This is a genomic window from Ensifer sp. VA4, from assembly GCF_055710065.1.
Genome location: NZ_JBVQPO010000015.1, coordinates 129,402 through 156,156 on the forward strand (window position 1 = coordinate 129,402; position 26,755 = coordinate 156,156).

Below are 26,755 nucleotides of genomic sequence, written 5' to 3' on the forward strand. Positions count from 1 at the left end.
CGAATAGGAACGGACCGGCCCGAGGGCCGGTCCCTATCCAACTCAGACCAGCATGCCCATCGGGTTTTCGATGTAGCGCTTGAAGGCTCCGAGCAGTTCGGCGCCGAGCGCGCCATCGACGCAGCGGTGGTCGGTCGAAAGCGTAACGGTCATGACATTGGCGATGACCATCTGCTTGTTCTTGATCACGACACGCTCCTCGCCCGCACCGACCGCGAGGATAGTCGCGTGCGGCGGGTTGACGACGGCGGCGAAGTTCTTGACGCCCATCATGCCCATGTTGGAGACCGCCGTGGTGCCGCCCTGGTATTCCTCGGGCTTCAGCTTGCGGTCCTTGGCGCGCTGGCCGAGGTCCTTCATCTCGTTGGAGATGGCCGACAGGCTCTTCACTTCCGCCTGGCGCACGATCGGGGTGATCAGGCCGCCCGGGATCGACACGGCAACGCCGACATCGGCGTGCTTGTGCTTGACCATGGCGTTCTCGGTCCAGGAAACGTTCGCGTTCGGAACGTCGCGGAGTGCCAGCGCCAGGGCCTTGATAACCATATCGTTGACGGAGAGCTTGTAGACCGGCTTGCCATCCTTTTCAGGGGCTGCGGCGTTGAGCTGGGCACGGAGCGCCAGCAGTGCGTCGAGTTCGCAGTCGACCGACACGTAGAAGTGCGGGATCGTCTGCTTGGATTCGACGAGGCGCTTGGCGATCGTCTTGCGCATGCCGTCGTGCGGCACGAGTTCGTAGGAACCCGGCTCGAAGAGTTTGAGAACGGCGTCGTCCGACGGGCCCTTGGCGAGCGGTGCGGCCGCGGGAGCTGCAGCGCCGGCAGCCGGAGCCGCCGCGGGCTTCGCGGTGCCACCGGAAACGGCGGCCTCGACGTCCTTCTTGACGACGCGGCCGTGCGGGCCGGAACCGGCGATTGCCGAAAGGTCGATGCCGGCGTCCTTCGCCAGGCGACGTGCGAGCGGCGAAGAGAAGACGCGCGCGCCTCCCTCGGACTTCGCCGGCTGCGCGGCAACCGGGGTGGGGGCGGCTGGTGCTGGAGCGGCCGCCGGAGCGCTCGGCGCTGCCGGTGCGGGCGCTTCCGCCTTGGCCGCGGAAGCCGGTGCGGCTGCACCGTTGCCACCCTTGGCAGCGGCTGCGACATCCTCGCCATCGGCGGCAAGAACGGCAATCAGCGCATTGACCTTGACGCCTTCGGTACCGGCGGGAACGACGATCTTGGCAACGGTGCCTTCGTCGACGGCTTCGACTTCCATCGTCGCTTTGTCGGTCTCGATCTCGGCAATCACGTCACCGGACTTGACCTTGTCGCCTTCCTTGACGAGCCACTTGGCCAGATTGCCTTCTTCCATCGTCGGAGAGAGGGCAGGCATTGTGATGTTGATAGGCATCGAAGGGCCCTCCCCTTATTTGTAGCAAACGGCTTTCACCGCATCGACGACCTCTGCGACGCTCGGAAGCGCCAGCTTCTCGAGGTTCGCGGCGTAAGGCATCGGCACGTCCTTGCCGGCGATCGTCAGGATCGGGGCGTCAAGGTAGTCGAATGCCTGCTGCATGACGCGGGTGGCAATCTCGGTGCCGACGGAAGACTGCGGATAGCCTTCTTCGACGGTGACGAGACGCCCGGTCTTCTTGACGGATTCGATGACCGTCGGCAGGTCCATCGGACGGATGGTGCGCAGGTCGATCAGTTCGACGTCGATGCCCTGGGCTTCGAGCTCGGCAACCGCCTTGACGGCATAGGTCATGCCGATACCGAAGGAGACGATCGTTGCGTCCTTGCCCTGCTTGTGGATGCGGGCCTTGCCGATCGGCAGAACGAAGTCGTCGAGCTTCGGCACTTCAAAGGAGTGACCGTAGAGGATTTCGTTTTCGAGGAAGATGACCGGGTTCGGGTCGCGGATCGCGGCCTTCAGCAGACCCTTGGCGTCGGCTGCCGTGTAGGGCATGACGACCTTGAGGCCGGGGATATGGCTGTACCAGGCAGCGTAGCACTGCGAGTGCTGGGCGGCCACGCGGGCAGCGGCACCGCTCGGGCCGCGGAAGACGATCGGGGCGCCCATCTGGCCGCCGGACATGTAGAGCGTCTTGGCCGCGGAGTTGATGATCTGGTCGATCGCCTGCATGGCGAAGTTGAAGGTCATGAACTCGACGATCGGACGCAGGCCGGTCATGGCAGCACCGACGCCGACGCCGGCAAAGCCATGCTCGGTGATCGGGGTATCGATGACGCGGCGAGAACCGAACTCCTGCAGCAGGCCCTGGGTGATCTTGTAGGCGCCCTGATATTCGGCGACTTCTTCGCCCATGACGAAAACGTCATCGCTGGCGCGCATTTCTTCGGCCATCGCGTCGCGAAGCGCTTCACGAACGGTCATCGTAACCATTTCGGTGCCGGCCGGGATTGCCGGATCGGCGGCAACCTCAACCTTCGGCTGGGCTGCAACCGGAGCCGGCGCGGAAGCGGCCGGAGCCTCGGCTGCTGCCGCCTTCGGCGCTTCGGCCTTCGGAGCAACGGCGATATCGCCGGCGGCTTCACCGTCCTGCAACAGCACGGCGATCGGCGTGTTGACCTTGACGCCTTCGGTGCCGGCGGCGATCAGCAGCTTGCCGATCGTGCCTTCGTCGACGGCTTCGACTTCCATCGTCGCCTTGTCGGTCTCGATTTCGGCGATGACGTCACCCGAGGACACCTTGTCCCCCTCGTTCTTCAGCCATTTCGAGAGCGTGCCTTCCTCCATCGTCGGGGAAAGGGCGGGCATAAGAATTTCTACTGGCATGTTTGTCCCTCCCCGGATCAAAGCAGGATGTCGGTGTAGAGCTCGGATGCATCCGGCTCCGGATCGGCCTGGGCGAAATCGGCGCTATCGGCGACGATATCGCGGACTTCCTTGTCGATCTGCTTGAGCTCGTCTTCGCTCGCCCAGCCCTTTTCCATGAGACGGGCCTTCACCTGCTCGATCGGGTCGTGCTCCGAGCGCATCTTCTGTACTTCATCCTTCGAGCGATACTTCGCCGGGTCGGACATCGAGTGGCCGCGGTAGCGGTAGGTCAGCATTTCCAGAATGATCGGGCCCTTGCCCGCGCGGCAATGGGCGACAGCCTCGTCGGCCGCGGCCTTGACGGCGCGAACGTCCATGCCATCCACCTGGAAGCCCGGAATGTTGAAGGAAACGCCGCGCTGCGAGAAGTCGGTCTGTGCCGAGGCGCGGGAAACGGCGGTGCCCATGGCGTAACGGTTGTTCTCGATCACGTAGATCACCGGTAGCTTCCAGAGCTGCGCCATGTTGAAGCTTTCATAGACCTGGCCCTGGTTGGCCGCGCCGTCACCGAAGTAGGCAACGGAAACATTGTCGTTGCCGCGGTAGCGGTTGGCGAAAGCGAGACCGGTGCCGAGCGACACCTGGGCGCCCACGATGCCGTGACCGCCGTAGAAGTGCTTTTCCTTGGAGAACATGTGCATCGAGCCGCCCTTCCCCTTGGAAAGACCGCCGCGACGACCGGTGAGTTCGGCCATGACGCCGCGGGCGCTCATGCCGCAGGCCAGCATGTGGCCGTGATCACGGTAACCAGTGATGACCTGGTCGCCTTCCTTCAGCGCCGCCTGCATGCCGACGACGACCGCTTCCTGGCCGATGTAGAGGTGACAGAAGCCGCCGATGAAGCCCATGCCGTAGAGCTGGCCGGCCTTCTCCTCGAAACGCCGGATCAGCAGCATCTCGCGGTAGGCGTTGAGATCTTCTTCCTTGGAGAATTCGGCGAAGGTGCCGCCGTTGAAATCTTTCTTGGCCGGCTTTGCGGCACTCTTGCGGCTGGAAACGGACGCGGATTTTCGCGGAGCCATTCGTTCCTCCCAATGGTTAGCCTTTTGCGGTTACCATAGGGAAAGAAAGCGGCCACAGCAATGCCATATTTGCATGGCTCGCATTCCACGCAAATTATTGAATTTGCTCTATAAATTTCGATTAACTGAATTCAGGTTAATTTGCAGCGCGGTGAAAAATAACGATTTCGTCGCTTCGCGACATGTTCAGCGCGAGGCGAGCTTTTTCATCCAGCATGTCCCGTTCCAGCGACCCGTCACTCATCAGCTGAACCTCTTTTTCAAGGATCATTCGCCGCTTCGTGAGCTCATCCAGCCGCGCCTGCCGCTCGACTATCTGGCGATCGAATTGCTCGGTCGCCTTCAGGCCATAGCCGCCGTGGATGGAATGATAGCCGAAGTAGGAGAGAAAGGCGACCGCGATCAGCGGCATCACCAGCCGACCCAGTTTCCGTTTCTTATGATGCCGTGTCCACATCCATTCACGCCCTGATACGCAATACGGAAATCAGATTAGCGGCGATTGATTAACCGACCGTTGACCATGAATGGCAGGAAAACAGAAACCCGCCCACGTGGAAACGTGAGCGGGTTCGTTTGTTAGCTGCTGCGTTGCGTATCCGACAGGACGCGCGGCGCTTTAGTAAGTTAGAGCGGGATGCGGGCGGGAAACCGCGCACACTTTTCCTCATCCCGCTCTGGGATCAGCCGCGCAGGATCGAACGGCCGGCGTATTTGGCCTGCAGGCCGAGTTGCTCTTCGATGCGGATGAGCTGGTTGTACTTGGCGAGCCGGTCCGAACGGGCGAGCGAGCCGGTCTTGATCTGGCCGCAGTTGGTGGCAACCGCGAGATCGGCGATCGTCGCGTCTTCGGTTTCGCCGGAGCGGTGCGACATGACGGCGGTGTAGCGTGCCTTGTGCGCCGTCTCGACGGCATCGAGTGTCTCGGAGAGCGAGCCGATCTGGTTGACCTTGACGAGGATCGAGTTAGCGACGCCCATCTTGATCCCATCGCGCAGGCGCGCCGAGTTGGTGACGAACAGATCGTCGCCGACGAGCTGAACCTTCGAGCCGATCTTGTCGGTCACGGTCTTCCAGCCGTCCCAGTCGTCTTCCGCCATGCCGTCTTCGATCGAAAAGATCGGGTACTTGGCAGCGAGTTCCGCCAGGTATTCAGCCATGGCGCCCGGCTCCAGTTTGCGGCCCTCACCTTCGAGCACGTACTTGCCGTCCTTGAAGAATTCGGTTGCGGCGCAATCAAGCGCGATGAACATGTCTTCGCCCGGCTTGTAGCCGGCCTTCTCGATCGACTTCATGATGAAGTCGAGGGCTGCCGGAGCAGAAGCGAGACCCGGGGCAAAGCCGCCTTCGTCGCCGACATTGGTGTTGTGGCCGTCGGCCGCAAGCTGCTTCTTCAGCGTGTGAAACACTTCCGAACCCATGCGGACCGCATCGCGCATCGTATCGGCACCGACAGGAACGATCATGAATTCCTGGAAGTCGATCGGATTGTCGGCATGGGCGCCGCCATTGATGATGTTCATCATCGGAACCGGAAGAACATGGGCGTTCGGACCGCCGACGTAGCGATAGAGCGGCAGGCCGGCAGCTTCGGCCGCAGCCTTGGCGACGGCCAGCGACACGCCGAGGATGGCGTTGGCGCCGAGGCGCGACTTGTTCGACGTGCCGTCGAGCTCGATCATGGTCTTGTCGATCTGGATCTGGTTCTCGGCATCGAGACCACCGATCGCTTCGAAGATCTCGCCGTTGACGGCTTCGACAGCGCGCTCGACACCCTTGCCGAGGTAACGCATGCCGCCATCGCGCAGTTCGACGGCCTCATGCGCACCGGTCGAGGCGCCCGACGGCACCGCCGCACGGCCGAAGCTTCCGTCTTCCAGATGCACATCGACCTCGACGGTCGGGTTGCCGCGGCTGTCCAGGATTTCTCGGCCGATGATGTCGATGATTGCAGTCATGATCTCTTCCCTGCTTGAGGACGGTGGGTGGTCGGGGCCTGTCATACGCCAAGGCCTCGAAATTACAATGGCGCGCAAAATGTAAAACCGTTCGCGCCATTGCGGTTCATGAAAATTTCACGAAGCGTCGCTGACGGCTCAACCCTTGGCGATCGCGTCGAAGGCGAGCAGCTTTTCAAGCAGCCTCGGCATCTCTTTCAGGTGCACCATGTTCGGGCCGTCCGACGGCGCATTGTCCGGGTCTTCGTGCGTCTCGACGAAGACGCCGGCAACACCGACGGCCACGGCCGCACGGGCGAGCGTCTCGACGAATTCGCGCTGGCCGCCCGAAGAACCGCCCTGCCCGCCCGGCTGCTGCACCGAATGGGTGGCGTCGAAGACGACGGGCGCGCCGAGCGAAGCCATGATCGGCAGCGAGCGCATGTCGGAGACCAGCGTATTGTAGCCGAAGGAGGCGCCGCGCTCGCAGAGCAGCACGTTCGGATTGCCGCTGTCGGTGAACTTCGCCAGCACGTTCTTCATGTCCCAAGGCGCCAGGAACTGGCCCTTCTTGACGTTGATCGCGCGGCCGGTCTTGGCGGCCGCGACCAGAAGATCGGTCTGGCGCGACAGGAAGGCCGGGATCTGCAGAACGTCGATCGTCGGGGCGACCAGAGCGCACTGCTCCTCGGTGTGCACGTCGGTCAGCACCGGGAAACCGAATTCCTTCTTGAGATCGGCGAAGATCTCCATCGCCTTGTCGAGGCCGATGCCGCGCTTGCCGGAGAGCGACGTGCGGTTCGCCTTGTCGAAGGAAGACTTGTAGACGAGGCCGATACCGAGCTTCTTGCAGAGTTCAGAGAGCGCACCCGCGATCATGAAGGCGTGTTCGCGGCTCTCCATTTGGCAGGGGCCGGCGATCAGCGACAGCTTCTCGGTTTGCGCGAAGGCGACCTGGTGGGCGCCGTTGCCGACAACTACTCTGGCATTCGTTTTCATCATCAAGCTCCAAAAGCGAAGATCACCCCTTGCCCCGGCATTTCGGGGACAATGAGGCGTCCGCCCATTTCTGCAAATTCGATATCGTTCTCAGCGAAGAGAGTGCGTGTCGCCTCCAGGTCGGCGACGCGGAAAACGACGGCGCGACCGCGCAGGCCGCGTTCGGCACCCCGCACCGAACGGCCGAAGAAGGCTTCCATACCGGCGGGATTCAGCACCGAAATCTTGGCGTTGGTGGCCGACACATCCATGCCGAAGGAATGCGCCGTGACTTCGCGTTCGTCGACCGCCTCCTGCAGCAGGTACTGGAAATCGGTCGGGTTGGCTTCCGACAGGACCACCTCGGAGATGCCGATCACGCCGTTTTCATGCTGCTCCAGTGCGGCCCGATCGGTGGGCAGCGCCCGGACACGCTGACAGTTGAAGAGGAAGAAATCCGGCGAGCGCAGATCGGCCGCGAAGGCAAGGCGGAAGGAACCCAATCCCTCACGGCCATCCGGCAGCTTCATCGGCCGGGAAAACTCCAGCATATCGCCGCCGGATATGCCGCGGGCGCGAAAGCGGATGTGATCGCTCGCGGCATCCTCGGTGCCGAAGACCAGCGCCGAGAGACCTTCCGGGCCCTGGCGGAAACGGAAGGCCTGATCGCGCGCGACAAAGGCATTGCCGTCGAGTGCGGCGGCTTCGCATTCTTCGCGGGAAGCAACGGCAAGCGGCTCGAGATAGGTGCCATCGGAAAAGAACACGCAGGCATTTTCGGTACCGAAAGGATGGCGGGCATCCTCAGCGACGGTAAAACCGAGATCAGACAGGCGACGCCGTGCCTGGGTAAGCGTATCCACCGGCAGCACGAGGTGATCGAGCGGGCGGGTGGTGCGCTTGGAGAGGCTCATGGCGTTTTCCCTGATGGTTCGCCGCTGTTTGCAACTTTTGGCCGGCGAATGCAAGCCGGGTCGCGGCCATGGAGCCGATTGGTCGCTGACGGCCGAACGCGGGCCGCAAACAGAAACGCTCCGCGCCGGGCCGCGCCCGCCGCAGAGTTACATTTGCCAGCAAGTGCCGGACTGCCTCAGTAGTAGCCCGGAGCCGCCGTGGAGTTGGCGGTATTTCCCGCCCCGAGACCGGGGGCGAAGGTTTGGGGCTGCGCATAGGTCGTATTGGTGGAGGACGTGGAGGCACAGCCCGCAAGCCCCGCCACGATCGCCAGCGGCACGAGTAACAAAGTGATGAAGCGCATGCGTATTGCCCCTTTCCAGTTTCGCTGACGAACAGAAAAGAACGAAACTGACGGTTTGGCGAGTACGTAACAGTAACGCGACGTAACAAGGGACGATGATCCACATGCAGCGTTACCCGGAAATGCAGCCGCGGGTCACCGCAGACACCGCGATCGCTCCGTTCGTCCTGTGCGACCCACAAGGCGCGCACTGCGGTCGACTGCTGTGCATGGCATCGCTCATTTTGCGATCCATCCCCGCCCGCTGATGGCGAATACCCAAAGCGTCCGGCACGTTATCATGCGGCGTGTGATTTCAACCGCTTGAGAAGCGGACACAATCGCGTAAAGTTGTTCGATGCAGCCTGGAGTTACGCCAGGCGGCAGGCTGAGGGGCAGCGCTTGATCTTTTTGTTGCAAGGCATGAAACGCATCCGGGCACGGCCGATAGGCTGCGCAAGGCGCATCAGGACGCCAACCTGGTTCCCGCTTGGATATGAATCGACATGATCCGCGATTTGACGGCCAAGCTGGCCTCCATCGCCATCATGATGTTTGCGCGCGCGCTGACTGCGGCGCGCGCTATCTGGCATGAGACGGGTCTGCCGCCAAAGCAGAGCATCTATTTCGCCAATCATTCCAGCCACGGCGATTTTGTGCTGATCTGGGCGGTGTTGCCGCCCTGGCTTCGGGAACGCGCGCGGCCGGTTGCCGGCGCGGAATACTGGCTGAAATCGAAACTCTCGGCCTTCATTGGCCGCGACGTCTTCGATGCGGTGTTGATCGAGCGCGACCCGGCGGCCCGCACCCAGGATCCGGTCGAGCAAATGACGGCTGTTCTTAACGACGGCTCGTCGCTGATTCTCTTTCCCGAGGGAACGCGCAATCAGACCGAGGCACGGCTGCTTCCCTTCAAGAGCGGGCTCTATCACCTCGCCTGCAGGCGGCCGGACGTGGCACTGGTTCCTGTCTGGATCAACAATCTCAACCGCGTCATGCCGAAGGGGGAGTTCGTGCCGATCCCGCTCATCTGTACCGTAACCTTCGGCGAACCGATGCATCTGAAAGCGCAGGAGACCAAGGACGAGTTCATCGCCCGCGCCGAGGCTGCCATGCTCGCGCTCGCGCCTTCATCAACGGAAGACGACGCATGAGCGCAGCAACCCTGGACATGCTCAAACTGGTCCTGGGTGTCGGCGGCATTCTCGTTCTGGCGTCGAGCATCGGCTACGTCCTGAAGCAAAGGCTCTCGCCGGATGGGTCGAACGGTGCAATCGAGAACCTCAACGCCCGCATCAAGGCATGGTGGGCGATGGTGGTGCTGATTGCCATCGCCTTCGTTGCCGGCCGGGTCGGCGTGCTCCTGCTTTTCGCCTTCTGCTCTTTCGCGGCGCTACGCGAATTCATCACGCTCATCAATACCCGCCGCGGCGACCACTGGGCGATTGCTGCCGCTTTCTTCGTCGTTCTGCCGATCAATTACGTTCTGCTCTGGGCCGAGCAATACGGCATCTATTCGATCTTCGTGCCGGTCTATGCCTTTCTGCTGATGCCAATCATCGCGGTCATGCGCGGCGACACGCGCGATTTCCTGCTGAGGATCGCGGAGGTGCAATGGGCGCTGATGATCTGCGTCTTCTGTGCCTCGCACGTGCCGGCACTCCTGACGCTGCAGATCCCGGATTACGAAGGGCGCAACGTCCTTCTCATTGCCTTCCTGGTCATCGTCGTTCAATCCAGCGACGTGCTGCAATATGTCTGGGGCAAGCTCTTCGGGCGGACCAAGATTGCACCGACCCTTTCGCCGTCGAAGACGGTCGAGGGCTTTATCGGCGGGGTCGCAAGCGCCACCCTGATCGGCGCGTCGCTCTGGTGGATCACGCCGTTCACGCCGTCCCAGGCCGCGTTGATGTCGTTTCTCATCACCCTGATGGGCTTCTTCGGCGGGCTCGTCATGTCGGCGATCAAGCGTGACCGCGGCGTCAAGGACTGGGGCCATCTGATCGAGGGCCATGGCGGGCTGATCGACCGGCTGGATTCCGTCGTCTTCTCCGCACCGATCTTCTTCCATTTGACACGTTACTGGTGGTCACTGACATGACCGCGAAGCTGAGGGGCCTGGCGGGCAACGGCATGGTGCACGTGGCATTCGCTTTTTTTGCCATGGGCGGCTGGGCACTTTTCGCCAATCGCCATCATCCGATGCCCAAACCGCTTCTTGCCGCGATCGTGCAAGGAACGCTCTCGGCGCTTTTGACCCTCTACCTCAAGACAGCGATCGACGCGCTTTCCAGGCGGTTTCGCGGAACAAAACGTTTGTTCCTGCCGCCACTTCTCGCCTGCCTCGGTTCGTCGGCAATGCTCGCCGCGATTCACACGGCCAGCGGCACGCCGGAGGTCCTGAGGACGATCGCCCTGCCGCTCGCGGTGTCGACCACCTACGCCGCCATCTACAACTATTCCATCAGCCGAGGAGAGCCTGGGCATGACCGAGACCGGTGACCGCAGGCCGCTCGCAAGCCGCAACACCCGCTGGGCGCAGGCGATCGCGCGACGCCTGGCGTCGATGAACGTAACGCCCAACCGGATCTCGCAGGCAAGCATGTTGGCCGCGGCCTTCGCCGGGCTTGCCTTCTGGCTGACGGGCGAAACGCAGGATGGGGTGAGGGTCGCGCTGTTCGTCGCCGCCGCCCTCTTCTGCCAGTTGCGTCTGCTCTGCAATCTCTTCGACGGCATGGTCGCCGTCGAGGGCGGCAAGGGCGAGGCCGACGGTCCGTTTTGGAACGAATTTCCCGATCGCATCGCGGACATTTTCATTTTCGTCGGTGCCGGGTATGGCATCGGCTTCCCTGCGCTCGGCTTTGCCGCGGCCGCCTTCGCCGTGCTGACGGCCTATGTGCGCGAACTCGGCCGCGCCAATGGTGCTCCGAGCGACTTCTCCGGGCCGATGGCCAAGCAGCATCGCATGGCGGCGATGACGCTGGCTGCTGCGCTATCGGCCCTTGAAGGCCTGTGGCTCGGCGACGGCGAAATCCTCTGGATCGCGCTGCTTGTGATTTCGATCGGGGCACCGCTGACCACGCTCTTGCGCGCACGCCGCCAGATTGCCTGTCTCCGCCAGAACGCTTCGCACAAAGGCTGATCGTCCCCTCCCACTGCAACTGAACGCCCCGCGCGATAAACCCGCGAGCGCCTCTTGACGTTTCGTTATCTCCATTACTAGATTGATTAGTCGATTTATTATTATGAACCCATACCCGTGCCTGCCGGATCGAGAGGTTCGTTTTTGTAAAAGGCTTCTATTTCAAATGGTTATGGCGCATTCCTCTCGCGCCTTCCGCAACGGAGAACATGAATGACCACTCCCGACCGCATCGACGATGTCGACGCACTGCGCGGCTTTGCCCTGCTTGGCATCCTTCTCGTCAACATCATGGCCTTCGCCTCAGCCTTCTATGGCCTGGAAATCGCGGACCCCACCTTCAGCAGCATTTTCGATCGCGCCGTCCATCTGGTGATCGCGCTGTTCTTCGAGATGAAATTCTATCTGCTCTTCTCATTCCTGTTCGGCTACAGCTTCACCTTGCAGATGCGCTCGGCGGAAAAAGCGGGCGAGGCCTTCGTGCCGCGGCTCTTGCGCCGGCAGGCAGGCCTTTGGTTGATCGGTGTCACCCACGCGGTTCTGCTCTTCCATGGCGATATTCTCACCACCTATGCCGTACTCGGCGTCGTCCTGCTGATGCTCAGAAATCGCAGCGACGACGCCCTCTTCCGCCTGGCGAAATGGCTGGTCATTCTCGTTGCCATCGCATGGGGCGCACTCGGCATTCTCGCGACGCTGGAACCGATACCGCTCGACCGGTCGGCGATCCTCGCCGCCGCAGAGGCAACCGAACTTGCCTTTCGGGGTAATTGGCAGACGGTGATCGTCCAGCACCTGATGGAGCTTTCGACCATCTGGGTGATCGTTGGCCTGCTGCAGGCACCCTCTGCGCTTGCAATGTTCTTGCTCGGGCTGATCGCCGGGCGTCACAAGATGCTGGCGCGACCGAGGGAAAACCGGGCATTGTTCCGGCGATTGCTTCGCGCCGGCCTGTGGATCGGCCTGCCCGGCGCCGTCATCTATGCCTATGCCAGCGTCGAGATGCTCGATTCGCCGATCGCGATCATCGGGCTCTCGGTCGGGCTGATCACCGGACCGTTCCTGACCGGCGCCTATGTCGGCGGCATGATGTTGTTCTTCGGGTCCAAGGCCGGCGAACGCCTGCGAAACCTACTGGCGCCCGCCGGCCGCATGGCGCTTTCCAACTACCTCATGCAGTCCCTGTTCGCAGCCCTGATCTTCCATGGCTACGGCCTTGGCCTCATCGGCAAGGTCTCGCCCTTGGCAACGGTGTTGATTGCGCTCGGCATCTTCACCGCCCAGCTTTTCATCAGCCGCTGGTGGATGGCCCGTTTTGTCTATGGGCCGCTTGAATGGGTCCTGCGCTTCATCACCATCTGGCGGCCGCCGCAATGGCGCAAGCCGGTCGAGGCGCGCTGACCGCCCTCAGGCGGAAGCTCCGAACGCCGGTGCATACGAAAAAGGCCGATCTCGCGACCGGCCTTTCTTGGTTCATGCAATCCCGACTTAGACGAGGCGGGACTGTTCCAGTGCCGCTTCGACGAAGCTTGCAAACAGCGGATGTGGGTCCAGCGGACGCGACTTCAGTTCCGGATGATACTGGACGCCGATGAACCACGGATGATCCGGATATTCGACCGTTTCCGGCAGCACGCCGTCCGGAGACATGCCGGAGAAAACGAGGCCACAGGACTCGAGGCGGTCCTTGTAGTCGACGTTAACTTCGTAGCGGTGGCGGTGGCGCTCTGAAATATCGGTCGAACCATAGATCTCGGCGATCTTGGTGTTGCCCTTGAGCGACGCGCGGTAGGCGCCGAGACGCATCGTGCCGCCGAGATCGCCGGAGGCGGAACGCTTCTCGAGCTCGTTGCCTTTCACCCATTCGGTCATCAGGCCGACGACCGGCTCCTTGGTCGGACCGAATTCCGTGGACGAAGCCTTCTCGATCCCGGCGAGGTTGCGGGCCGCTTCCACGACCGCCATCTGCATGCCGAAGCAGATGCCGAAGTAAGGCACCTTACGCTCGCGGGCAAAGCGGGCCGCGTTGATCTTGCCCTCGGAGCCGCGTTCGCCGAACCCGCCGGGAACGAGGATGCCGTGCACCTTTTCGAGATAGGGGGCCGGATCTTCCTTCTCGAAGACTTCGGACTCGATCCACTCGAGCTTGACCTTCACCCGGTTGGCGATACCGCCGTGGTAAAGCGCTTCGATCAGCGACTTGTAGGCATCCTTGAGGCCCGTGTACTTGCCGACGATCGCGATCGTCACTTCGCCTTCCGGGGTGCGGATCCGGTCGGCAACACGTTCCCAGGCTTCCATGCGCGGCTTCGGCGCCGGCTCGATGCCGAAGGCGGCGAGTACTTCGTTGTCGAGGCCTTCCTTGTGGTAGGCGATCGGAACGTCATAGATCGAGGCAACGTCGAGCGCCTGGATAACGGCCGACTGCCGGACGTTGCAGAACAGCGAAAGCTTGCGACGCTCGGCTTCCGGAATTTCGCGGTCGGCGCGAACGAGCAGGATATCGGGATGAATGCCGAGCGCCTGCAGTTCCTTGACCGAATGCTGCGTCGGCTTGGTCTTCAGCTCACCGGCTGCCGGGATATAGGGCATGAGCGTCAGATGGACGTAAACTGCGGTGCCGCGCGGCAGGTCGTTGCCGAGCTGGCGGATCGCCTCCATGAACGGCATCGCTTCGATGTCGCCGACCGTGCCGCCGATCTCACAGAGCACGAAGTCGTAGTCGTCATTGCCTTCGGTGACGAAGTTCTTGATTTCATTGGTGACGTGCGGAATCACCTGAACCGTCGCGCCGAGATAGTCGCCGCGCCGTTCCTTGTCGATGATGTTCTTGTAGATCCGGCCCGTGGTGATGTTGTCGGTCTTCGTCGCCGAACGCCCCGTGAAGCGTTCGTAGTGGCCGAGATCGAGATCGGTCTCCGCGCCATCGTCGGTTACGAAAACCTCGCCGTGCTGGGTCGGGCTCATGGTGCCCGGATCAACGTTGAGGTAGGGGTCGAGCTTGCGCAGTCTCACCCGGTAGCCACGCGCCTGCAGCAATGCTCCGAGAGCTGCTGCAGCGATGCCTTTTCCGAGGGAGGAAACCACGCCGCCAGTGATGAATACATATCGCGCCATGGGAGTCACCGGATACCTTTTCACAAATGATTCCGCCACCGAAAAATTCATGTTCCAGAACTTTTCGCCTTGGGATGGAGGCAGATTTCACACAAAACAAAACCGGCGGATGAAACATCCGCCGGCGGGTTCTTTGGAATTGCGCCCTTATTGGCCGCTGGGAACTTGCGATCCCGAATTGTTGTTGGCGGGCGTCTCGGTCGTTGCGCCGCCTGCCGGAGCTTGGCCCGACGTTGCCGGTGCCGTCGAGGGCACATCGTTGCCCGTTGCCGGGGCAGTTGCCGGCTGCTGCTGGGTGGCGCCGCCGGCGGGAGCCTGGGTGTTGCCGCCGCCGAGCGAGTTGAGAACGCCGCCGCCATTCGAGCTGGTGCCCGGGATACGGTCGAGAATGTCGGTCGCCTGCGGCTGATAGCGAGCCAGGATGCCCATGGCGAGCGCCAGAACGAAGAACAGGGCCGCGAGGATTCCCGTCGTGCGGGTCAGCGCATTGGCCGTGCCGCGCGCGGACATGAAGCCCGAGCCGCCGCCGATACCAAGGCCGCCGCCTTCGGAACGCTGAATGAGAACGACGCCGATCAGGGCGACGACGACCATGAGATAGATGACGAGTAGTACGGTCTGCATCAGCTTCCAGTCCTGCCCTTTGGGCACACGAATCAAACCATGCGCAAACTCGGCATGGCCGGGCGCAATTTTCGCGCCTCTTTATACCATGCCGTGCGCCATTCCAAGCCCCTGCCCGGCGATGCGGGCGATCAGGCCGTCAATTCTTCATAAGCCCGGTAGATGGCGAGGAAGTCTTCCGCTTTCAAGCTCGCGCCGCCGATCAGGGCGCCGTCAACATTGGCGACGCCCATCAGCTCCTTGGCATTGGACGGCTTGACCGAGCCGCCGTAGAGGATGCGCATCTTGGCACCGGCGTTGCCGAAGCGCGAAACGAGTTCCTCGCGCATGAAGGCATGCGCCTCCTCGACATCGGCCGCCGTCGGGGTCAGGCCGGTACCGATCGCCCAGACGGGTTCGTACGCAATGACGGTGTTTTCGGCGGTCGCCGTATCCGGCAGGCTCTCGGCGAGCTGGCGCTTCAGAACGTCAAGCGTCTTGCCGGACTTGCGCTCATCGCCGGTCTCGCCGATGCAGACGATCGCCACGAGCTCGGCGGCATGTGCCGCTTCCGTCTTCGCGCGAACCAGCGCATCGCTTTCGGCGTGGTCGGTGCGACGCTCGGAATGGCCGACGATGACATGGGTGCCGAAGCAATCGGCGATCATTTCGGCGGAAACGTCGCCGGTGTGGGCACCCGACTGCTTCTGATGGCAATCCTGCGCGCCGATCATCAGCGGGCTGTCATCACAAAGCGCCGTTGCCACATAGAGCAGGGTTGCCGGCGGGCAGATCAGGGTTTCGACCTTGGCGGAAAGTTCGCCCTTGACCCCTTCGGCCATCGCCTTGATCTGATCGAGCGAGGCGCGGGTTCCGTTCATCTTCCAATTGCCGGCGACGAGCGGGCGGATATCGGGCGTCATGCAATTTCCTCCGGGTACTTTTCTCCGCAAGCGGCCTAGCAAATGCGCCCGGCAAATAAAAGCTCTGCCGGCGATTATTCCCGCGGCGGAACAAGTTGTCCTGCCCCGCCGCGAGCGGTTGTCAGGCGCTGCGTGTCATCTCGATCACCGCCAAGGGCAGCCCTTCGTCGTCGGTCTCCTTGCGTGCGGTTTCGACGAAACCGCGGCGACGATAGAAGTCGACGGCGGCTTGATTGTCGGCATAGACACTGACTTCGAGCGGCCCGAGGCGCGCGGCAGCATCCTCGACAAGGGCGCGACCGATGCCGGCGCCGTGGATGTCCGGATCGACGAACAGTCCGCCAATGAAGTTCTCGATCAGCCCGATGAAGCCTACGACCTGCCCGTCGATCGCGGCGACCCAATTGTCTGCCATCGGCAGGTAAGTGTCCCGCACCAGCTGCTGCTGTTCGAGAAGGCGCGCCTCACCGAGAAACGGATGGCCGATACGCGATGCCGCGAGCCAGATTGCAAGCAACCGTTCGCCTTCCTCCGGACGCCAGGGGCGAATGGTGATGGGCGCGGCACCGTCACGGGCTCCCTGCTTGCCTTCCGGCTTTGCGGCCGCAATCGAGTACATCAAAGGCAGGCTTGGCATGGTTGCAGGCGGCGCCATGCGCCGGTCACCGAGATCTCGCATGCCTTCGAAGCCGACCCAGCCGTTGGCATAGGGATATTCCGTCAGACGCTCGATCCGGAGTCCGGCATCGATGAGCGCCTGGATCACGTCAGCGATACCCCAGTTGAACTCGAAGGATGGGTGGGGATTGGTAAAGCCCACGACACCCTCTTGGTAGCCGCCGATTGCAAGGCCTGTACCGGAATCGGCGACATAGTCGCCGACGCCCGCTTCTGCGACCGGGTTCTTGGGAGCATAGTCGTAGTGTGGCTTCCAGCCCGGGTCGAAGACCATGGCGAAGGGATGGAACTCGATGAAGGCGAAGCGCCCGCCCGGCCTCAGCACGTCGGCTATGCCGCGCGCCCAAACGCCGAGATCCGACAGCCAGCAGATGGTGCCGTAGGACGCGAAGACGCGATCGAACCGCCGTCCGTCCGCCACCGCACGCTCGAACCATTCGAACAGGTCGGACCGTTCGAAGCTGGCCGCAATCCCGCTTTCTTCGGAAAGCCGCGTCGCAAAGGCGATCGCCTCGTCCGAGATATCGACACCAGTGACCCGGGCGCCGAGGCGGGCGAGACTCAGGCTGTCCTGACCGGAGTTGCATTGGAGATGGAGAAGCTCCAGCCCGGCGACGTCGCCGAGCAAGCCGATTTCTTCAGGATAGAGCGTGGAACCGCCGCGCGAAAAAACGCGGCCTGATCGCCCTTGTGGCTGTTATGCGCGACCGTCGCCGCGTTCCAGGAGAGGCGATTGGCCTCGTGAAGATCGTTACCCATAGTCCTATTCATAAAATCGTGTCGGCAGACATGCGGCCGGTGCCCCATGTGCGCGCTGTTCCTAAAACCTCAGCACGGCCTCAAGCTCGTCATCATAGTGTTCGCCCGTCGGCTCAAAGCCGAGGCCACGATAAAATCCTTCGGGGCTGCCGGGACCCTGCCCGTAGCTCGTGTAGAGTTCGCGAAGACCGCGGGCTGTCAGATCGCGCACGACAAGGGCAATCGCCTGCTTGCCAAAGCCCCTGCCCTGAAACGGGCGGGCAATCATGAAGCGCCAGAGATAGACGCCGGGGCAATCGATGCCGTCGTCCCAGTCGGAACCTTCATGCAGCATGATGAAACCGACCAGCGTCTCCTCAGCATAGATCGCGCGGAACCAGGCATTCTCGGAAAAATGGGCCTCGGCGATCGAGGTGCCGTTGTCCGCTACCATGTCGCGCTGTTCGTCGCTCAGCGTCTCGCTGAGCTCGCAGACGTCACAGACGCTCGCGGCTGAAATTCGCCGGAGGCTAATCTCGGCATCAGACGTCAATACGGTCTCACGCATTGGGAAACTCCTAAGAAAAATCAAAATGTAAAAAAGCCGAGGCCGAGACGGTCGGCATCAATTCACCCGCAAAAAGGGCAATTGGCGCCTATAATGAAATCATGGCGAGAAAACGCCTGCCCGTTCGCATTGGCGAACGCCCGTGAAATCCGGTTCGCGAGTGGGTCGTGGCTCCAGTTTAGGAACCCGACGTCACTTTGGTCGACCTGCCGTCGGCTGCGTTCCGCCGTTCTCCAAGCCGGCAATCGCCGCGTGAACGTCCGCTTCCAGATCTTCGTCGAATTGCTCGAAGATCGTATCGCCGATCAAGCCGTGAACCTCGCGGAGGTAAGGGGCGGCCGCCTCGCCTTCGCCAAGAGCGAGGTAGGAGCGCGCGATCGAAAGCGACGAGAGCGGCTGGCGCCGCTCCAAGGTCCATTCTCGGGCCAGCAGTGAGACGGCAATGCTCTCCCGATACTGGCCGGCATCGCAAAGTGCCGCGCCGTAGCCGCTCTTGACCCAGTAATACATGTCCGTGAAAGCGAGGTGCGCGTCGGCTACGTCGGACGCCAGACGCCAGGCGTCGATCGCCTCGCCATATTTGGCTTCGGTTCCAAAGCGGATGCCCCTGCACGCATGCTCGTAGGCCTCCCGCTCGTGCGGACTCATTGGTGTCGTTTTTTTCTTCGCCATGTATGCCAGCCCAACTGCTCCTAGGAACAACTCCTCCGTGTCCCCTCCACTGCAAGTGGACCACAGCTTGCCGACCTCAACAAGATCGCAGTGCAATTTTACGGTATTATCGGCGAATAAAAGCATGGGCTCATGGGTCTCACCGCCGTAACCGAATTGTAGCGGCCGGGCTGGCGAACACGGAGACGATCATGTTGCGCAACGACAGGGCCGGGTTCGGCTGGGTCACCATCGTTCTTCACTGGACGATTGCCGTGATCATTCTCGCCTTGCTCGCCCTCGGCTTCATCATGCGCCGGGTTCCGATCGACCCAGCGCTGCAGTTTTCGCTCTACCAGTGGCACAAGTCGCTGGGTTTCACCGCGCTTGGCCTGGCGGCAATCCGCGCCCTCTGGCACGTGATCGAGCTTCGCCCCCAACCGCCAGCAGGCCTCAGCCCACTTGAACAGCGTGCCGGCAGCGTCACCCATATCGTGCTCATCGGGCTTGCTCTCGCGGTCCCGCTCGCCGGCTGGGCCGTCGCGTCGACCTCGACGCTGAATATTCCCAGCTTCTATTTCAACTGGTTCATCATACCGCATCTGCCGATGGCGAAATCGGCGCCGGCCGAGGACTTCTGGACGCTCGTCCATATGACGCTCGCCTACCTGCTCCTCGCTTTTGTCGCGTTTCACGCATTGGCCGCCCTCCACCACCACTTTGCGCGCCGGGACGACGTCCTCGTTCGCATGCTGTCGGCCGGATCGCACCGCCGTAAACGCTCCCAAGCGGCGAGCGCAGATCCGGTGATCGCTGGAAGGAAGAAACCATGACACTGCGCCTGCAACCATCACCCAGGGCAATTGCACTCGCCTTTCTGGCGGTCATGTCCGGTGCGTCACTCACATTCGCCGCCGCGCCTGACCTTGCCGACGCCGCCGGCAACTATGGCATCACCTCTGCCTCCCGCATCCATTTCACGGTGGCACAAACCGGTGGCGGTGGAGGAATTGCCGGTGACTTCGGCAAATTTTCCGGAAGTTTCCGCATCGACCGAAATGATGTCGGCCGCTCAACGGTCGAGTTCACGCTTTATCCGGCGAGTGTGAAAACGGGAGAGAAGCGTGTCGAGGATTTCCTGAAATCGAGCGCCGTCTTCGATACTGCCAACTACAGCACCGTCACCTTCCGCTCGACGAACGTGAAGCAGACCGGCCCCGATACGGCGGCGGTCGAGGGAACATTGACGGCCCGCGGCACCTCCCGCAAGGAGCGCTTCTCCGTCACGCTGCTTGACTGGAATCGCGGTTCGATCGCCTTCAACATCCGCGGCAATATCCACCGCTCGCCCTACGGCATGGATGTCGGCACGCCGATCTATTCCAACGTCGTCGAATTCGACATGAACATCAAAGGGCAGAGGCGCTGAACGCCCCTGCCCTTGGCGAAGGATAGGCTCGTCGTTCAGCCGATCTGGCTGCCGACGAAATCCTTGACGATGCGTACGATGCCGCGGCCGAGCAGGTCGTCCAACGCAGCGATGAACTGGTCGACGTGGGCGCGCTCGCAAATCAGCGGCGGCTCGAGCCGGATGACATTGCGATTGTATTCAGTGAAGGCGACGAGCACGTCGTAGTCGCGCAGCAGCAGCGCGCCAATGAAGCCCGAGAGCGAGCCCTTGAGCTTGTCGTCGAGCATCGAGACGACAGGGCGCAGAACCATCGGCAGCGTCTGGCTGAAGTCCTGGAACTCGAGGCCGACCATCAGCCCCTTGCCGCGCACGTCCTTGATGATCTTCGGATACTTCTCCTTCAGCGCCTGCAGGCGCTCGAGCAGATATTCGCCGCTGTCGGCGGCGCGATCGATCAGGTGTTCGTCGTAGAGCACGTTGATGCCCTCGATCGCCGTCACACAGGCCTCGCCCATGCCGCCGAAGGTTGCCATGGCGTGGATCATCGCGGTCTTCGGCGTGCCATAGGCCTTCATGTAGACTTCACGGCGCGCGATCATCGCACCAACGGCGGCCTTGCCGGCGCCGAGCGACTTGGCAAGCGCGGTCACATCGGGCACGACGCCATAATGCTCAAAGGCATAGAAGCGACCGGAGCGGCCATAGCCGCACTGCACCTCGTCGGCGACCCAGAGCACGCCGTATTTGTCGCAGAGCGCGCGCAGCTTCTGCCAGTATTCGGCCGGCGCCTGGATGATGCCGCCGCCGCCCTGGATGGTTTCGAGCACGATGACGCCGATTTCCGGATCGGACTTGAAGGCGTTCTCCACGGCGTCGATATCGGCAAAGGGCACGCGGACCGTATTGTCGGTGACCTTGAAGTCGGCGCGGTAAAGCTGGCCATCGGTGATGGCGAGCACGCCTTTGGTCTTGCCGTGGAAGGAATTCTCGGCATGGACGACCTTCGGCCGCTTCGGACCGGCGGCGCGCTCGGCGAGCTTGACCGCCGCCTCCATCGCTTCCGAACCGGACGATCCGAGAAAGACCATGTTGAGATCGCCGGGCGAGCAGGCAGCGATGTTCTTCGCCAGAGCCGCCGCATATTGCGACATGAAGGCGATCGCGATCTCGTGGCGCTTTTCGTCCTGGAACTTCTGGCGCGCATCGAGGATGCGCGGATGATTGTGGCCGAAGGCGAGCGAGCCGAAGCCGCCGAAGAAATCGAGGATCTTTCGGCCGTTCTGGTCGGTGTAGAACATGCCCTCGGCGCTCTCGATCTTCACCTTGTGGAAGCCGAGAAGCTTCATGAAGTGGAGCTGTCCTGGGTTCAGGTGCTCCTTGAAAGCCGTGGTGATGTCGCCGATCGACATGGCTTTCGCCTGTTCGACGGTGATGAGGTCGGGCTTGGTCACGCCACCGTCAAGCGAGGGGGCGGCAACGGCGATACGGTTCGGTATGTCCAGCATGGTGTCTCCCCTCATTCGGCCGGCACGGCGACGGCAGCGGTGGAAACGGCGCCCGTCTTCTTCGCCCGATATTCGTCGTAGGCGGCGATCAGCATGTCGCCGTCATTGTATTCGGCACGCCAGCCGAGCTCACGCTTCAGCTTGCCGGTTTCGCGCACGCACATCTCGTCGGCGATCAGATACTGCTCCGGATCCATGATCGGCCTGTTGATCAGGTCGAAGAAGGCCAGTGTCTGCTTGACCGCGAAGGCGGGCGTCGGCAGCAGGAAGGACTTGGAACCCGCGTGCCTGATCAGATTGCCGAGCAGGTCGCGCACGGAAGGCGGATTGTCGGAGCCGAGATTATAGGCTTCGTTCGGCACGCCGCCCTTCCAGGCAAGGCGCGCGGCTTCGGCGCAATCGAAGACCGAAATGAACTGGTAGGGCACCTTGCCCGAGCCGATCATCGGCACCGGCAGGTTCAGGTCGATCAGCTTGAACAATTTCTCGAGAATGCCGAGACGGCCGGGGCCAATGATGAGGCGCGGGCGGAAGATCGCAATGTTCATGCCCTGCTTGCGCCATTGCACCGCGAGCTGTTCCGTCGCCCACTTCGACTTACCGTACTCACCGAGCGGCTTTGCCGGGTGATCCTCCGTCTGCGGCGACTGGACCGTATGGCCGTAGATCATGTCGGTGGTGAACTGCACCAGACGCGACGCGCCGGCGGCATCCATGGCCTTCATGATGTTTTCGGCGCCGTAATAGTTGACGGGCCAGAAGAATTCCCATCGTTTCGAGCGGATCTGCAGCGGCGACAGCATCTTCGCCGCCATGTTGTAGACCATATCGTCCGCGCCGATCCCGACCTTTTGAACAGATTCCAGATCGGTGACGTCGCAATGGACGAAGCGGGCGCGGCCGTAATGCGGCAGGTCGGACTTGACGATATCGGCGATCACGACTTCCTCGCCGTCCTTGACTAGGCGCTCCGCCAGGTGACGGCCAACGAAGCCGTCGCCACCAAAGATGATGTGTTTCATGACTTGCTCCCGAATTCTGCGGTGCCCACCCCGGCGGCTTCAGCCGACTTGTCATCGGCATGGGATGAGATGCCCGACTGGGCGATGAGAACGGTTCCTGCACAGATCAGCGCGATACCGGCGATGCGCCAGGCATTGAGGTCCTCGCGGAAAACGAAATAGGCGAAGACCGCGACGGCAACGTAAGCGAGGCTCAGGAAAGGATAGGCAAAGGAAAGCTCGACCTTCGACAGCACATAGAGATGCGACGCCATCGAAATGACGAAGGTCGCGAGGCCGGCAAAGACCCAGGGGTTGAAGACGATCTGGAACAGCCGGACGATCGCCGTTTCGGCGGTCATCGATATCGGTCCGAGCGTCATCATTCCCTGCTTCAGCATGAGCTGAGCGGCAGCGTTGGTAAGCACCGTAAAGAGAATGAATGGAATATATTTCATTGTTTTACTCCCAGTCCCGCAAATGTACTTACGGGCAAGAGGCGGATTTTCCGTGAAGTTTGAAAGTTTAATTGAATAAAATTGTCTGCATTCTCATTCTGGCAAAGCCAGAGCCGTGCGCTTCCAGAAGTTGGAAACGAGCGCAGGATCGCGCAGCGCCTCGAGCTTTTTCCAGGAAGGGAACGATTTTTCAAAGACTTGCGGGCTCATGCGGGCATCCTTGTACGGATTGATCGCACCGCCGGCCTCGATCACGATGCGATCGAGCGCATCCAGGAGCTTTACTGTCCGTTCACCTTGATTGGCGAAGTCCAATGTCAAAGTAAAACCGGGTCGCGGGAAGGAAAGAAGACCGCGCGAGCCGATGTCGCCGAAACGCTTCAGAACCGTGAGGAATGACGCGTGGCCGGCAAGCCGAGCGGTCTCCATCAGCTTCGCCGTGATCTCCGGTGCACGGTCCGTCGGATAGACGCTCTGGTGCTGGTAGAGACCGCGCGGACCGTAAAGCCTGTTCCAGGCGCCGATCGCATCCAGCGGATAGAAATAGGATGTCCAGGGAACCGTCGTCACGGTTTCACCCGGTTTTTCCTTGCGGAAGTAATATTCGTTGAAAGCCTTGAGCGTTGCCCGGTTCAGAAGGTTGAAAGGCGGCGCGAAGGGCACCGACAGCTTCAGTCCCTTTGGGATGTCGGGCAACTCGCAGGAGCCATCGGCGTGGTCGCCGGCCAGCAATACACCCCTGCCCGCGCGGGAACCGGTTGCGAGCTGATCGATCCAGGCAACGGAATATTCGTGCTCCTGGTCGACGCGATCGACGAGGGCGAAGTATTGGTCGAGGTTGTCGAAGCGGATCGCATGTTGCTGGACATGCGGCGACGGCACCTTCATCAGCCGCAGATCCACGGTCAGGATCAAGCCCGTCAGGCCCATGCCGCCGATGGTCGCGGCGTAGAGTTCAGAGTTCTCTTCCGGCGAACAGGTCAGCCGATCCCCGTTCGAACGCAGGAGCGTGAAACCCGTCACGTGATTGCCGAAGGTGCCGCGCGCATGGTGGTTCTTGCCGTGGACGTCGTTGGCAAGGGCGCCGCCGACGGTGACGAAAGCCGTACCAGGGGTGACCGGCAGGAAGAAGCGATGTTCGATCGCGCGTTCGAGCACCTGACGCAAGGTCACGCCGGCCTCGCAGGTCATCTTCCCGGTGCCGGGATCGAAGGCGATGATCCGGCCATGTCGGCGGCTTTCGATCAGCGTGCCCCGGTCATTATGGCAACTGTCGCCATAGCTGCGGCCGTTGCCGAAGGGCAAGTAGCCACCGGCCTCCAGGCTGCCGAGACGGTCCTCATAGTCGTCGGGCGAGATGGCCGGCCGCGCGCGATTGTCGAGCCGACCCCAGCTTTCATGATCTAGCAAACTCATTGCGGCCCGATGGCTCCAAACAGGATCAACAGCGCGCCGACCAGCATGGTCAATTGGCTGCGCCAGTCACGCATGATGAAGACAACGGGGTCTTCATGCAGCATGCCGCGACGCGCAAGCATCCAGATGCGCAACAACATATAGAGCACCAGCGGGCAAAGCGGCCACAGCGCCCAGGGCGTGGTGTACATTTCCTGGAGTTCCTTGCTGTGCACGTAGAGCGCAAGGACCAGGGCCGAGGTGAAGGCGGAAGCGACGCCGGCCTGCCCCACCATCTCGAAATCGACAGCAAGATAGCCGCGGCCCGGAACGTTGCCGCCGTCCTTGTCGTCAAAATCGTGCAACTCGACGTAGCGCTTCACCAGCGCCAGGCTGAGAAAGAAGAAGATAGCGAAGGAAACCAGCCAGAAGGAGAGTTCCGTGCCCGTGGCCGCAGCACCGGCAACAATGCGCGTGGTGTAGAGGCCGGCAAGCGTGAAGACGTCGACCAGCAGCTTGCGCTTCAGCACGAAGGTATAGGCCGTCGTCGCGCAGGCATAGAACGCCAGCACACCGGCGAATTTCCACGGCAGCAAGAGCGTCAGCGACAGCGACGCCAGGACGAGGCAGGCGGCAAGAATGAGCGCCGTCGGCACCGACATCTGGCCGCTTGCGAGCGGCCGGTGACGCTTCTTCGCGTGGCGACGGTCATTCGAAAGGTCCGAAAGGTCGTTGATGACGTAGACCGCCGAGGCGAGGAAACTGAACGCGAAGAAGGCAATGATGACGCTGACGATCGCGTCGAGATGCAGGACCTCGTGATTGAGGATCATAGGCACAACGATGAGCACGTTTTTCGCCCATTGATGCACCCGAATGGATTTCAGCGGCGCGAGCATGCTCACCTTGCCGGTATCCAGGCGCTCGGAATCATGATTGCGGCGCCACTTTTCGGCGGCCGCGTCCGGAGCAACCACGATCGCGCGCCGCGCCGCTTCGAAGACGGCGATGTCGTCACGGCTGTTGCCCATGTAGTCGAAGGCACCGTCGCCGTAGCGGTCGACCAGAGCCTGGCGCTTGCGGCTGCTCGTAAGATTGAGCGCGTCGGTCGAATGCATGACCGAGGAGAAGAGCCCGACATGATCGGCAACGTCTCTGGCGACGGATGGCGCCGCTCCGGTGACGAGCACCAGTTCGCGCCCGGATTTTCTCTCCTCCGCCAGCCGATCGATGACGGCCTGGCGGTAAGGCCAGTCCTGAGCCTGGCGGCCGGAACGCAAGGCCACCTCATGCTTCAGCCGCGCCTTGCCCTTCGCCAGCCAGAACAGCATGGGAATGAGCATCAGGGGATTGCGCAAGAGGATGATCGCCGCACCTTCCCACAGCGTATCGGCGGCCAACAAAGTACCGTCGAGATCCACACACAGGGGAACGTGCCGTGTTTCGGTGCGCGCGTCCATGATTTCCACCCCAGCCATAATTGCCGGGCATGATGACGTCTTCAACTTTCCAGAGTGGAAACACGGCCCACAATCTCGCCCGGAAACTGTCGGGCTGGTTAACAAATGTCAGCGGCGCCGACAAAGGTCAGTGGCGACCGATCCAGTTCAACGCATCGCGCCAATCGGTCATGCGCAGCGGGGTGCCGTGCGAGCCGGTTTCGAAGAGAACGAAGCGTGTCGGGTAGCCCTTGGACTTGAGCTCACGGTAGAGCGCCCTCTGGCTTTCGGCCGGATAGACGCTGTCGCGGCTGCCGTGGCTGAAGAACATCGGCAGCTTCGCCTTGTAGGCAGCGCTCTTGGTGAAATCGGGGTCGCTCACGCCCCCCATCACCATCATGCCGCCGAGAGCCGCCACGGCAGAGGCATCGCGCGAAACGCCCCAGCAGATGAAGCTTCCCATCGAGGCGCAGGCGAGCACCACGGGGCGACCGCCGGACCGCTCGGAAGCCTGCTTCACCAGGCCGGCAATATCCGCAGCACCTGATGTATCGAAGGAGCGGACGCTCGGCGCGTAGTAGGTGCCGCCATTGGCGACGGCAAGGTTCTTCAGCCGGTTGAAGTTGCCGCCGAAGGAAAAATCGTTGGTGCCGAGCCGGCGATCGCCGCCGCGGCCGTGGACGAAGATCACCGTGAAGGCAGCGCCACGGTCGGGACCGACGCGGGTCACATCGAGCGAACGGCCGCCAATGTCCAGCGTCTCGTTGACCTGCTCGCTCTTCACGCCAAGCGAAACATAGGCACGTTTCACCCGGCGCTCCGGGATCTCGTCCCGTTCGTTGATGTCGCGCAGTTCCTGGTAATCGACGGTCAGGTCGTCGCCGTCATCATTCTGCTGCAGCACCTTGCCATAGGAGAAGAGTTCGTCCTTGAAGGGCTTCAGAGCCTGTGCCTGGGCGACGGAAGCCGCGGAAAGCAAGGCAACGGCCAGCAAAAGCCGACGAAACGGAAAAACAATTGTGGACACGGCCAATGACGGGCTCCCTCGTTCGCCGAAAGCCTTGCCATCGCCCGGACGCCAAAGCAACACTTGCTCCATGACATGGCCATGAAGGCGGCATTTCGCCCCCGG

The 26,755-nt window shown here is 62.0% G+C and carries 27 protein-coding genes; 7 read left to right on the forward strand and 20 right to left on the reverse strand.

What is annotated here, in order from left to right; genetic code table 11:
- Window positions 1-42 precede the first annotated feature (42 nt).
- From AC0C6X_RS25365 to AC0C6X_RS25400, 8 genes are all read right to left on the reverse strand, one after another.
- The gene (locus AC0C6X_RS25365) at window positions 43-1,389 is read right to left on the reverse strand and encodes a pyruvate dehydrogenase complex dihydrolipoamide acetyltransferase (RefSeq protein ID WP_472955866.1); all 1,347 of its coding nucleotides are present in this window, start codon (window positions 1,387-1,389) and stop codon (window positions 43-45) included.
- A 15-nt stretch (window positions 1,390-1,404) separates the two neighbouring features.
- Window positions 1,405-2,778: a pyruvate dehydrogenase complex E1 component subunit beta gene (locus AC0C6X_RS25370; RefSeq protein ID WP_247959076.1), complete on the reverse strand. Its 1,374-nt coding sequence runs from the start codon at window positions 2,776-2,778 to the stop codon at window positions 1,405-1,407.
- Between the two features lie 17 nt (window positions 2,779-2,795).
- Window positions 2,796-3,842: a pyruvate dehydrogenase (acetyl-transferring) E1 component subunit alpha gene (pdhA, locus tag AC0C6X_RS25375; RefSeq protein WP_173516336.1), complete on the reverse strand. Its 1,047-nt coding sequence runs from the start codon at window positions 3,840-3,842 to the stop codon at window positions 2,796-2,798.
- A 136-nt stretch (window positions 3,843-3,978) separates the two neighbouring features.
- A complete protein-coding gene (locus tag AC0C6X_RS25380) occupies window positions 3,979-4,299 on the reverse strand; it encodes an FtsB family cell division protein (protein WP_429816877.1) in 321 nt (106 codons plus the stop codon).
- A 226-nt stretch (window positions 4,300-4,525) separates the two neighbouring features.
- Complete coding sequence (gene eno / locus AC0C6X_RS25385; RefSeq protein WP_472955867.1) at window positions 4,526-5,800, reverse strand: phosphopyruvate hydratase; 1,275 nt, start codon at window positions 5,798-5,800, stop codon at window positions 4,526-4,528.
- A gap of 138 nt (window positions 5,801-5,938) precedes the next feature.
- Complete coding sequence (gene kdsA, locus AC0C6X_RS25390; protein WP_173516333.1) at window positions 5,939-6,781, reverse strand: 3-deoxy-8-phosphooctulonate synthase; 843 nt, start codon at window positions 6,779-6,781, stop codon at window positions 5,939-5,941.
- Entirely contained in the window at window positions 6,781-7,671 is an 891-nt protein-coding gene (locus AC0C6X_RS25395) for a VOC family protein (RefSeq protein WP_472955868.1), read from the reverse strand. The genes kdsA and AC0C6X_RS25395 overlap by 1 nt, the downstream gene beginning before the upstream one ends.
- Before the next feature lie 176 nt (window positions 7,672-7,847).
- Window positions 7,848-8,015, reverse strand: coding sequence for a hypothetical protein (locus tag AC0C6X_RS25400; protein ID WP_173516331.1), 168 nt, complete (start codon window positions 8,013-8,015; stop codon window positions 7,848-7,850).
- A 485-nt stretch (window positions 8,016-8,500) separates the two neighbouring features.
- Between AC0C6X_RS25400 and AC0C6X_RS25405 the strand changes: the two genes are divergently transcribed.
- The 5 genes from AC0C6X_RS25405 (at window position 8,501) to AC0C6X_RS25425 (ending at window position 12,537) form a co-directional block, all read left to right on the forward strand.
- A complete protein-coding gene (locus AC0C6X_RS25405; RefSeq protein ID WP_247959078.1) occupies window positions 8,501-9,148 on the forward strand; it encodes a lysophospholipid acyltransferase family protein in 648 nt (215 codons plus the stop codon).
- Window positions 9,145-10,095: a phosphatidate cytidylyltransferase gene (locus tag AC0C6X_RS25410; protein WP_472955870.1), complete on the forward strand. Its 951-nt coding sequence runs from the start codon at window positions 9,145-9,147 to the stop codon at window positions 10,093-10,095. The genes AC0C6X_RS25405 and AC0C6X_RS25410 overlap by 4 nt, the downstream gene beginning before the upstream one ends.
- On the forward strand, window positions 10,092-10,496 hold the full coding sequence (locus AC0C6X_RS25415; RefSeq protein WP_173516329.1) for a hypothetical protein: 405 nt from the start codon (window positions 10,092-10,094) through the stop codon (window positions 10,494-10,496). The genes AC0C6X_RS25410 and AC0C6X_RS25415 overlap by 4 nt, the downstream gene beginning before the upstream one ends.
- A complete protein-coding gene (locus AC0C6X_RS25420; RefSeq protein WP_472955871.1) occupies window positions 10,480-11,136 on the forward strand; it encodes a CDP-alcohol phosphatidyltransferase family protein in 657 nt (218 codons plus the stop codon). The genes AC0C6X_RS25415 and AC0C6X_RS25420 overlap by 17 nt, the downstream gene beginning before the upstream one ends.
- A gap of 213 nt (window positions 11,137-11,349) precedes the next feature.
- Window positions 11,350-12,537: a DUF418 domain-containing protein gene (locus tag AC0C6X_RS25425; protein WP_472955873.1), complete on the forward strand. Its 1,188-nt coding sequence runs from the start codon at window positions 11,350-11,352 to the stop codon at window positions 12,535-12,537.
- A gap of 87 nt (window positions 12,538-12,624) precedes the next feature.
- Here the strand turns inward: AC0C6X_RS25425 and AC0C6X_RS25430 are convergent, their stop codons facing one another.
- From AC0C6X_RS25430 to AC0C6X_RS25455, 6 genes are all read right to left on the reverse strand, one after another.
- Window positions 12,625-14,262, reverse strand: a complete 1,638-nt coding sequence (locus AC0C6X_RS25430; RefSeq protein ID WP_312033043.1) for a CTP synthase — start codon at window positions 14,260-14,262, stop codon at window positions 12,625-12,627.
- A 138-nt stretch (window positions 14,263-14,400) separates the two neighbouring features.
- Window positions 14,401-14,877, reverse strand: coding sequence for a preprotein translocase subunit SecG (gene secG, locus AC0C6X_RS25435; protein WP_472955874.1), 477 nt, complete (start codon window positions 14,875-14,877; stop codon window positions 14,401-14,403).
- Window positions 14,878-15,008: 131 nt separating this feature from the next.
- Window positions 15,009-15,779 (reverse strand): triose-phosphate isomerase, encoded by a 771-nt coding sequence (tpiA, locus tag AC0C6X_RS25440; protein ID WP_472955875.1) that lies wholly within the window; start codon window positions 15,777-15,779, stop codon window positions 15,009-15,011.
- Window positions 15,780-15,900: 121 nt separating this feature from the next.
- The gene (locus AC0C6X_RS25445; RefSeq protein ID WP_472955877.1) at window positions 15,901-17,085 is read right to left on the reverse strand and encodes a GNAT family N-acetyltransferase; all 1,185 of its coding nucleotides are present in this window, start codon (window positions 17,083-17,085) and stop codon (window positions 15,901-15,903) included.
- A gap of 192 nt (window positions 17,086-17,277) precedes the next feature.
- Window positions 17,278-17,763, reverse strand: a complete 486-nt coding sequence (locus AC0C6X_RS25450) for a GNAT family N-acetyltransferase (protein ID WP_472955879.1) — start codon at window positions 17,761-17,763, stop codon at window positions 17,278-17,280.
- A gap of 192 nt (window positions 17,764-17,955) precedes the next feature.
- On the reverse strand, window positions 17,956-18,435 hold the full coding sequence (locus AC0C6X_RS25455) for a hypothetical protein (protein WP_247959085.1): 480 nt from the start codon (window positions 18,433-18,435) through the stop codon (window positions 17,956-17,958).
- 191 nt (window positions 18,436-18,626) lie between these two features.
- Here AC0C6X_RS25455 and AC0C6X_RS25460 point away from each other — a divergent pair, with 191 nt between their 5' ends.
- On the forward strand, window positions 18,627-19,247 hold the full coding sequence (locus AC0C6X_RS25460) for a cytochrome b (protein ID WP_472955881.1): 621 nt from the start codon (window positions 18,627-18,629) through the stop codon (window positions 19,245-19,247).
- Window positions 19,244-19,843 carry a YceI family protein gene (locus AC0C6X_RS25465; protein ID WP_472955884.1) on the forward strand — a complete coding sequence of 200 codons (600 nt, stop codon included), beginning with the start codon at window positions 19,244-19,246 and terminating at the stop codon, window positions 19,841-19,843. The genes AC0C6X_RS25460 and AC0C6X_RS25465 overlap by 4 nt, the downstream gene beginning before the upstream one ends.
- A 35-nt stretch (window positions 19,844-19,878) precedes the next feature.
- Here the strand turns inward: AC0C6X_RS25465 and AC0C6X_RS25470 are convergent, their stop codons facing one another.
- The 6 genes from AC0C6X_RS25470 to AC0C6X_RS25495 all read right to left on the reverse strand — a co-directional run bounded on the left by AC0C6X_RS25470 (window position 19,879) and on the right by AC0C6X_RS25495 (window position 26,650).
- Window positions 19,879-21,234, reverse strand: coding sequence for an aspartate aminotransferase family protein (locus tag AC0C6X_RS25470; protein ID WP_472955913.1), 1,356 nt, complete (start codon window positions 21,232-21,234; stop codon window positions 19,879-19,881).
- Window positions 21,235-21,341: 107 nt separating this feature from the next.
- Window positions 21,342-22,352 (reverse strand): NAD-dependent epimerase/dehydratase family protein, encoded by a 1,011-nt coding sequence (locus AC0C6X_RS25475; RefSeq protein WP_173516318.1) that lies wholly within the window; start codon window positions 22,350-22,352, stop codon window positions 21,342-21,344.
- A complete protein-coding gene (locus AC0C6X_RS25480; protein WP_472955887.1) occupies window positions 22,349-22,789 on the reverse strand; it encodes an EamA family transporter in 441 nt (146 codons plus the stop codon). Before AC0C6X_RS25480 ends, AC0C6X_RS25475 begins: the two co-directional genes overlap by 4 nt.
- 93 nt (window positions 22,790-22,882) lie before the next feature.
- Window positions 22,883-24,205 carry an FAD-binding oxidoreductase gene (locus tag AC0C6X_RS25485; protein ID WP_173516316.1) on the reverse strand — a complete coding sequence of 441 codons (1,323 nt, stop codon included), beginning with the start codon at window positions 24,203-24,205 and terminating at the stop codon, window positions 22,883-22,885.
- Entirely contained in the window at window positions 24,202-25,644 is a 1,443-nt protein-coding gene (locus tag AC0C6X_RS25490; RefSeq protein ID WP_472955889.1) for a UbiA family prenyltransferase, read from the reverse strand. The genes AC0C6X_RS25485 and AC0C6X_RS25490 overlap by 4 nt, the downstream gene beginning before the upstream one ends.
- Before the next feature lie 127 nt (window positions 25,645-25,771).
- Window positions 25,772-26,650, reverse strand: coding sequence for an alpha/beta hydrolase (locus AC0C6X_RS25495; protein WP_472955892.1), 879 nt, complete (start codon window positions 26,648-26,650; stop codon window positions 25,772-25,774).
- Window positions 26,651-26,755 lie beyond the last annotated feature (105 nt).

Bases quoted from the DNA above. Each gene is read 5' to 3' on its own strand.
- AC0C6X_RS25365 (WP_472955866.1), bottom strand. From the start codon at position 1,389: ATGCCTATCAACATCACAATGCCTGCCCTCTCTCCGACGATGGAAGAA.
- AC0C6X_RS25370 (WP_247959076.1), bottom strand. From the start codon at position 2,778: ATGCCAGTAGAAATTCTTATGCCCGCCCTTTCCCCGACGATGGAGGAA.
- pdhA (WP_173516336.1), bottom strand. From the start codon at position 3,842: ATGGCTCCGCGAAAATCCGCGTCCGTTTCCAGCCGCAAGAGTGCCGCA.
- AC0C6X_RS25380 (WP_429816877.1), bottom strand. From the start codon at position 4,299: ATGTGGACACGGCATCATAAGAAACGGAAACTGGGTCGGCTGGTGATG.
- eno (WP_472955867.1), bottom strand. From the start codon at position 5,800: ATGACTGCAATCATCGACATCATCGGCCGAGAAATCCTGGACAGCCGC.
- kdsA (WP_173516333.1), bottom strand. From the start codon at position 6,781: ATGATGAAAACGAATGCCAGAGTAGTTGTCGGCAACGGCGCCCACCAG.
- AC0C6X_RS25395 (WP_472955868.1), bottom strand. From the start codon at position 7,671: ATGAGCCTCTCCAAGCGCACCACCCGCCCGCTCGATCACCTCGTGCTG.
- AC0C6X_RS25400 (WP_173516331.1), bottom strand. From the start codon at position 8,015: ATGCGCTTCATCACTTTGTTACTCGTGCCGCTGGCGATCGTGGCGGGG.
- AC0C6X_RS25405 (WP_247959078.1), top strand. From the start codon at position 8,501: ATGATCCGCGATTTGACGGCCAAGCTGGCCTCCATCGCCATCATGATG.
- AC0C6X_RS25410 (WP_472955870.1), top strand. From the start codon at position 9,145: ATGAGCGCAGCAACCCTGGACATGCTCAAACTGGTCCTGGGTGTCGGC.
- AC0C6X_RS25415 (WP_173516329.1), top strand. From the start codon at position 10,092: ATGACCGCGAAGCTGAGGGGCCTGGCGGGCAACGGCATGGTGCACGTG.
- AC0C6X_RS25420 (WP_472955871.1), top strand. From the start codon at position 10,480: ATGACCGAGACCGGTGACCGCAGGCCGCTCGCAAGCCGCAACACCCGC.
- AC0C6X_RS25425 (WP_472955873.1), top strand. From the start codon at position 11,350: ATGACCACTCCCGACCGCATCGACGATGTCGACGCACTGCGCGGCTTT.
- secG (WP_472955874.1), bottom strand. From the start codon at position 14,877: ATGCAGACCGTACTACTCGTCATCTATCTCATGGTCGTCGTCGCCCTG.
- tpiA (WP_472955875.1), bottom strand. From the start codon at position 15,779: ATGACGCCCGATATCCGCCCGCTCGTCGCCGGCAATTGGAAGATGAAC.
- AC0C6X_RS25450 (WP_472955879.1), bottom strand. From the start codon at position 17,763: ATGCGTGAGACCGTATTGACGTCTGATGCCGAGATTAGCCTCCGGCGA.
- AC0C6X_RS25455 (WP_247959085.1), bottom strand. From the start codon at position 18,435: ATGGCGAAGAAAAAAACGACACCAATGAGTCCGCACGAGCGGGAGGCC.
- AC0C6X_RS25460 (WP_472955881.1), top strand. From the start codon at position 18,627: ATGTTGCGCAACGACAGGGCCGGGTTCGGCTGGGTCACCATCGTTCTT.
- AC0C6X_RS25465 (WP_472955884.1), top strand. From the start codon at position 19,244: ATGACACTGCGCCTGCAACCATCACCCAGGGCAATTGCACTCGCCTTT.
- AC0C6X_RS25470 (WP_472955913.1), bottom strand. From the start codon at position 21,234: ATGTCGATCGGCGACATCACCACGGCTTTCAAGGAGCACCTGAACCCA.
- AC0C6X_RS25475 (WP_173516318.1), bottom strand. From the start codon at position 22,352: ATGAAACACATCATCTTTGGTGGCGACGGCTTCGTTGGCCGTCACCTG.
- AC0C6X_RS25480 (WP_472955887.1), bottom strand. From the start codon at position 22,789: ATGAAATATATTCCATTCATTCTCTTTACGGTGCTTACCAACGCTGCC.
- AC0C6X_RS25485 (WP_173516316.1), bottom strand. From the start codon at position 24,205: ATGAGTTTGCTAGATCATGAAAGCTGGGGTCGGCTCGACAATCGCGCG.
- AC0C6X_RS25490 (WP_472955889.1), bottom strand. From the start codon at position 25,644: ATGGACGCGCGCACCGAAACACGGCACGTTCCCCTGTGTGTGGATCTC.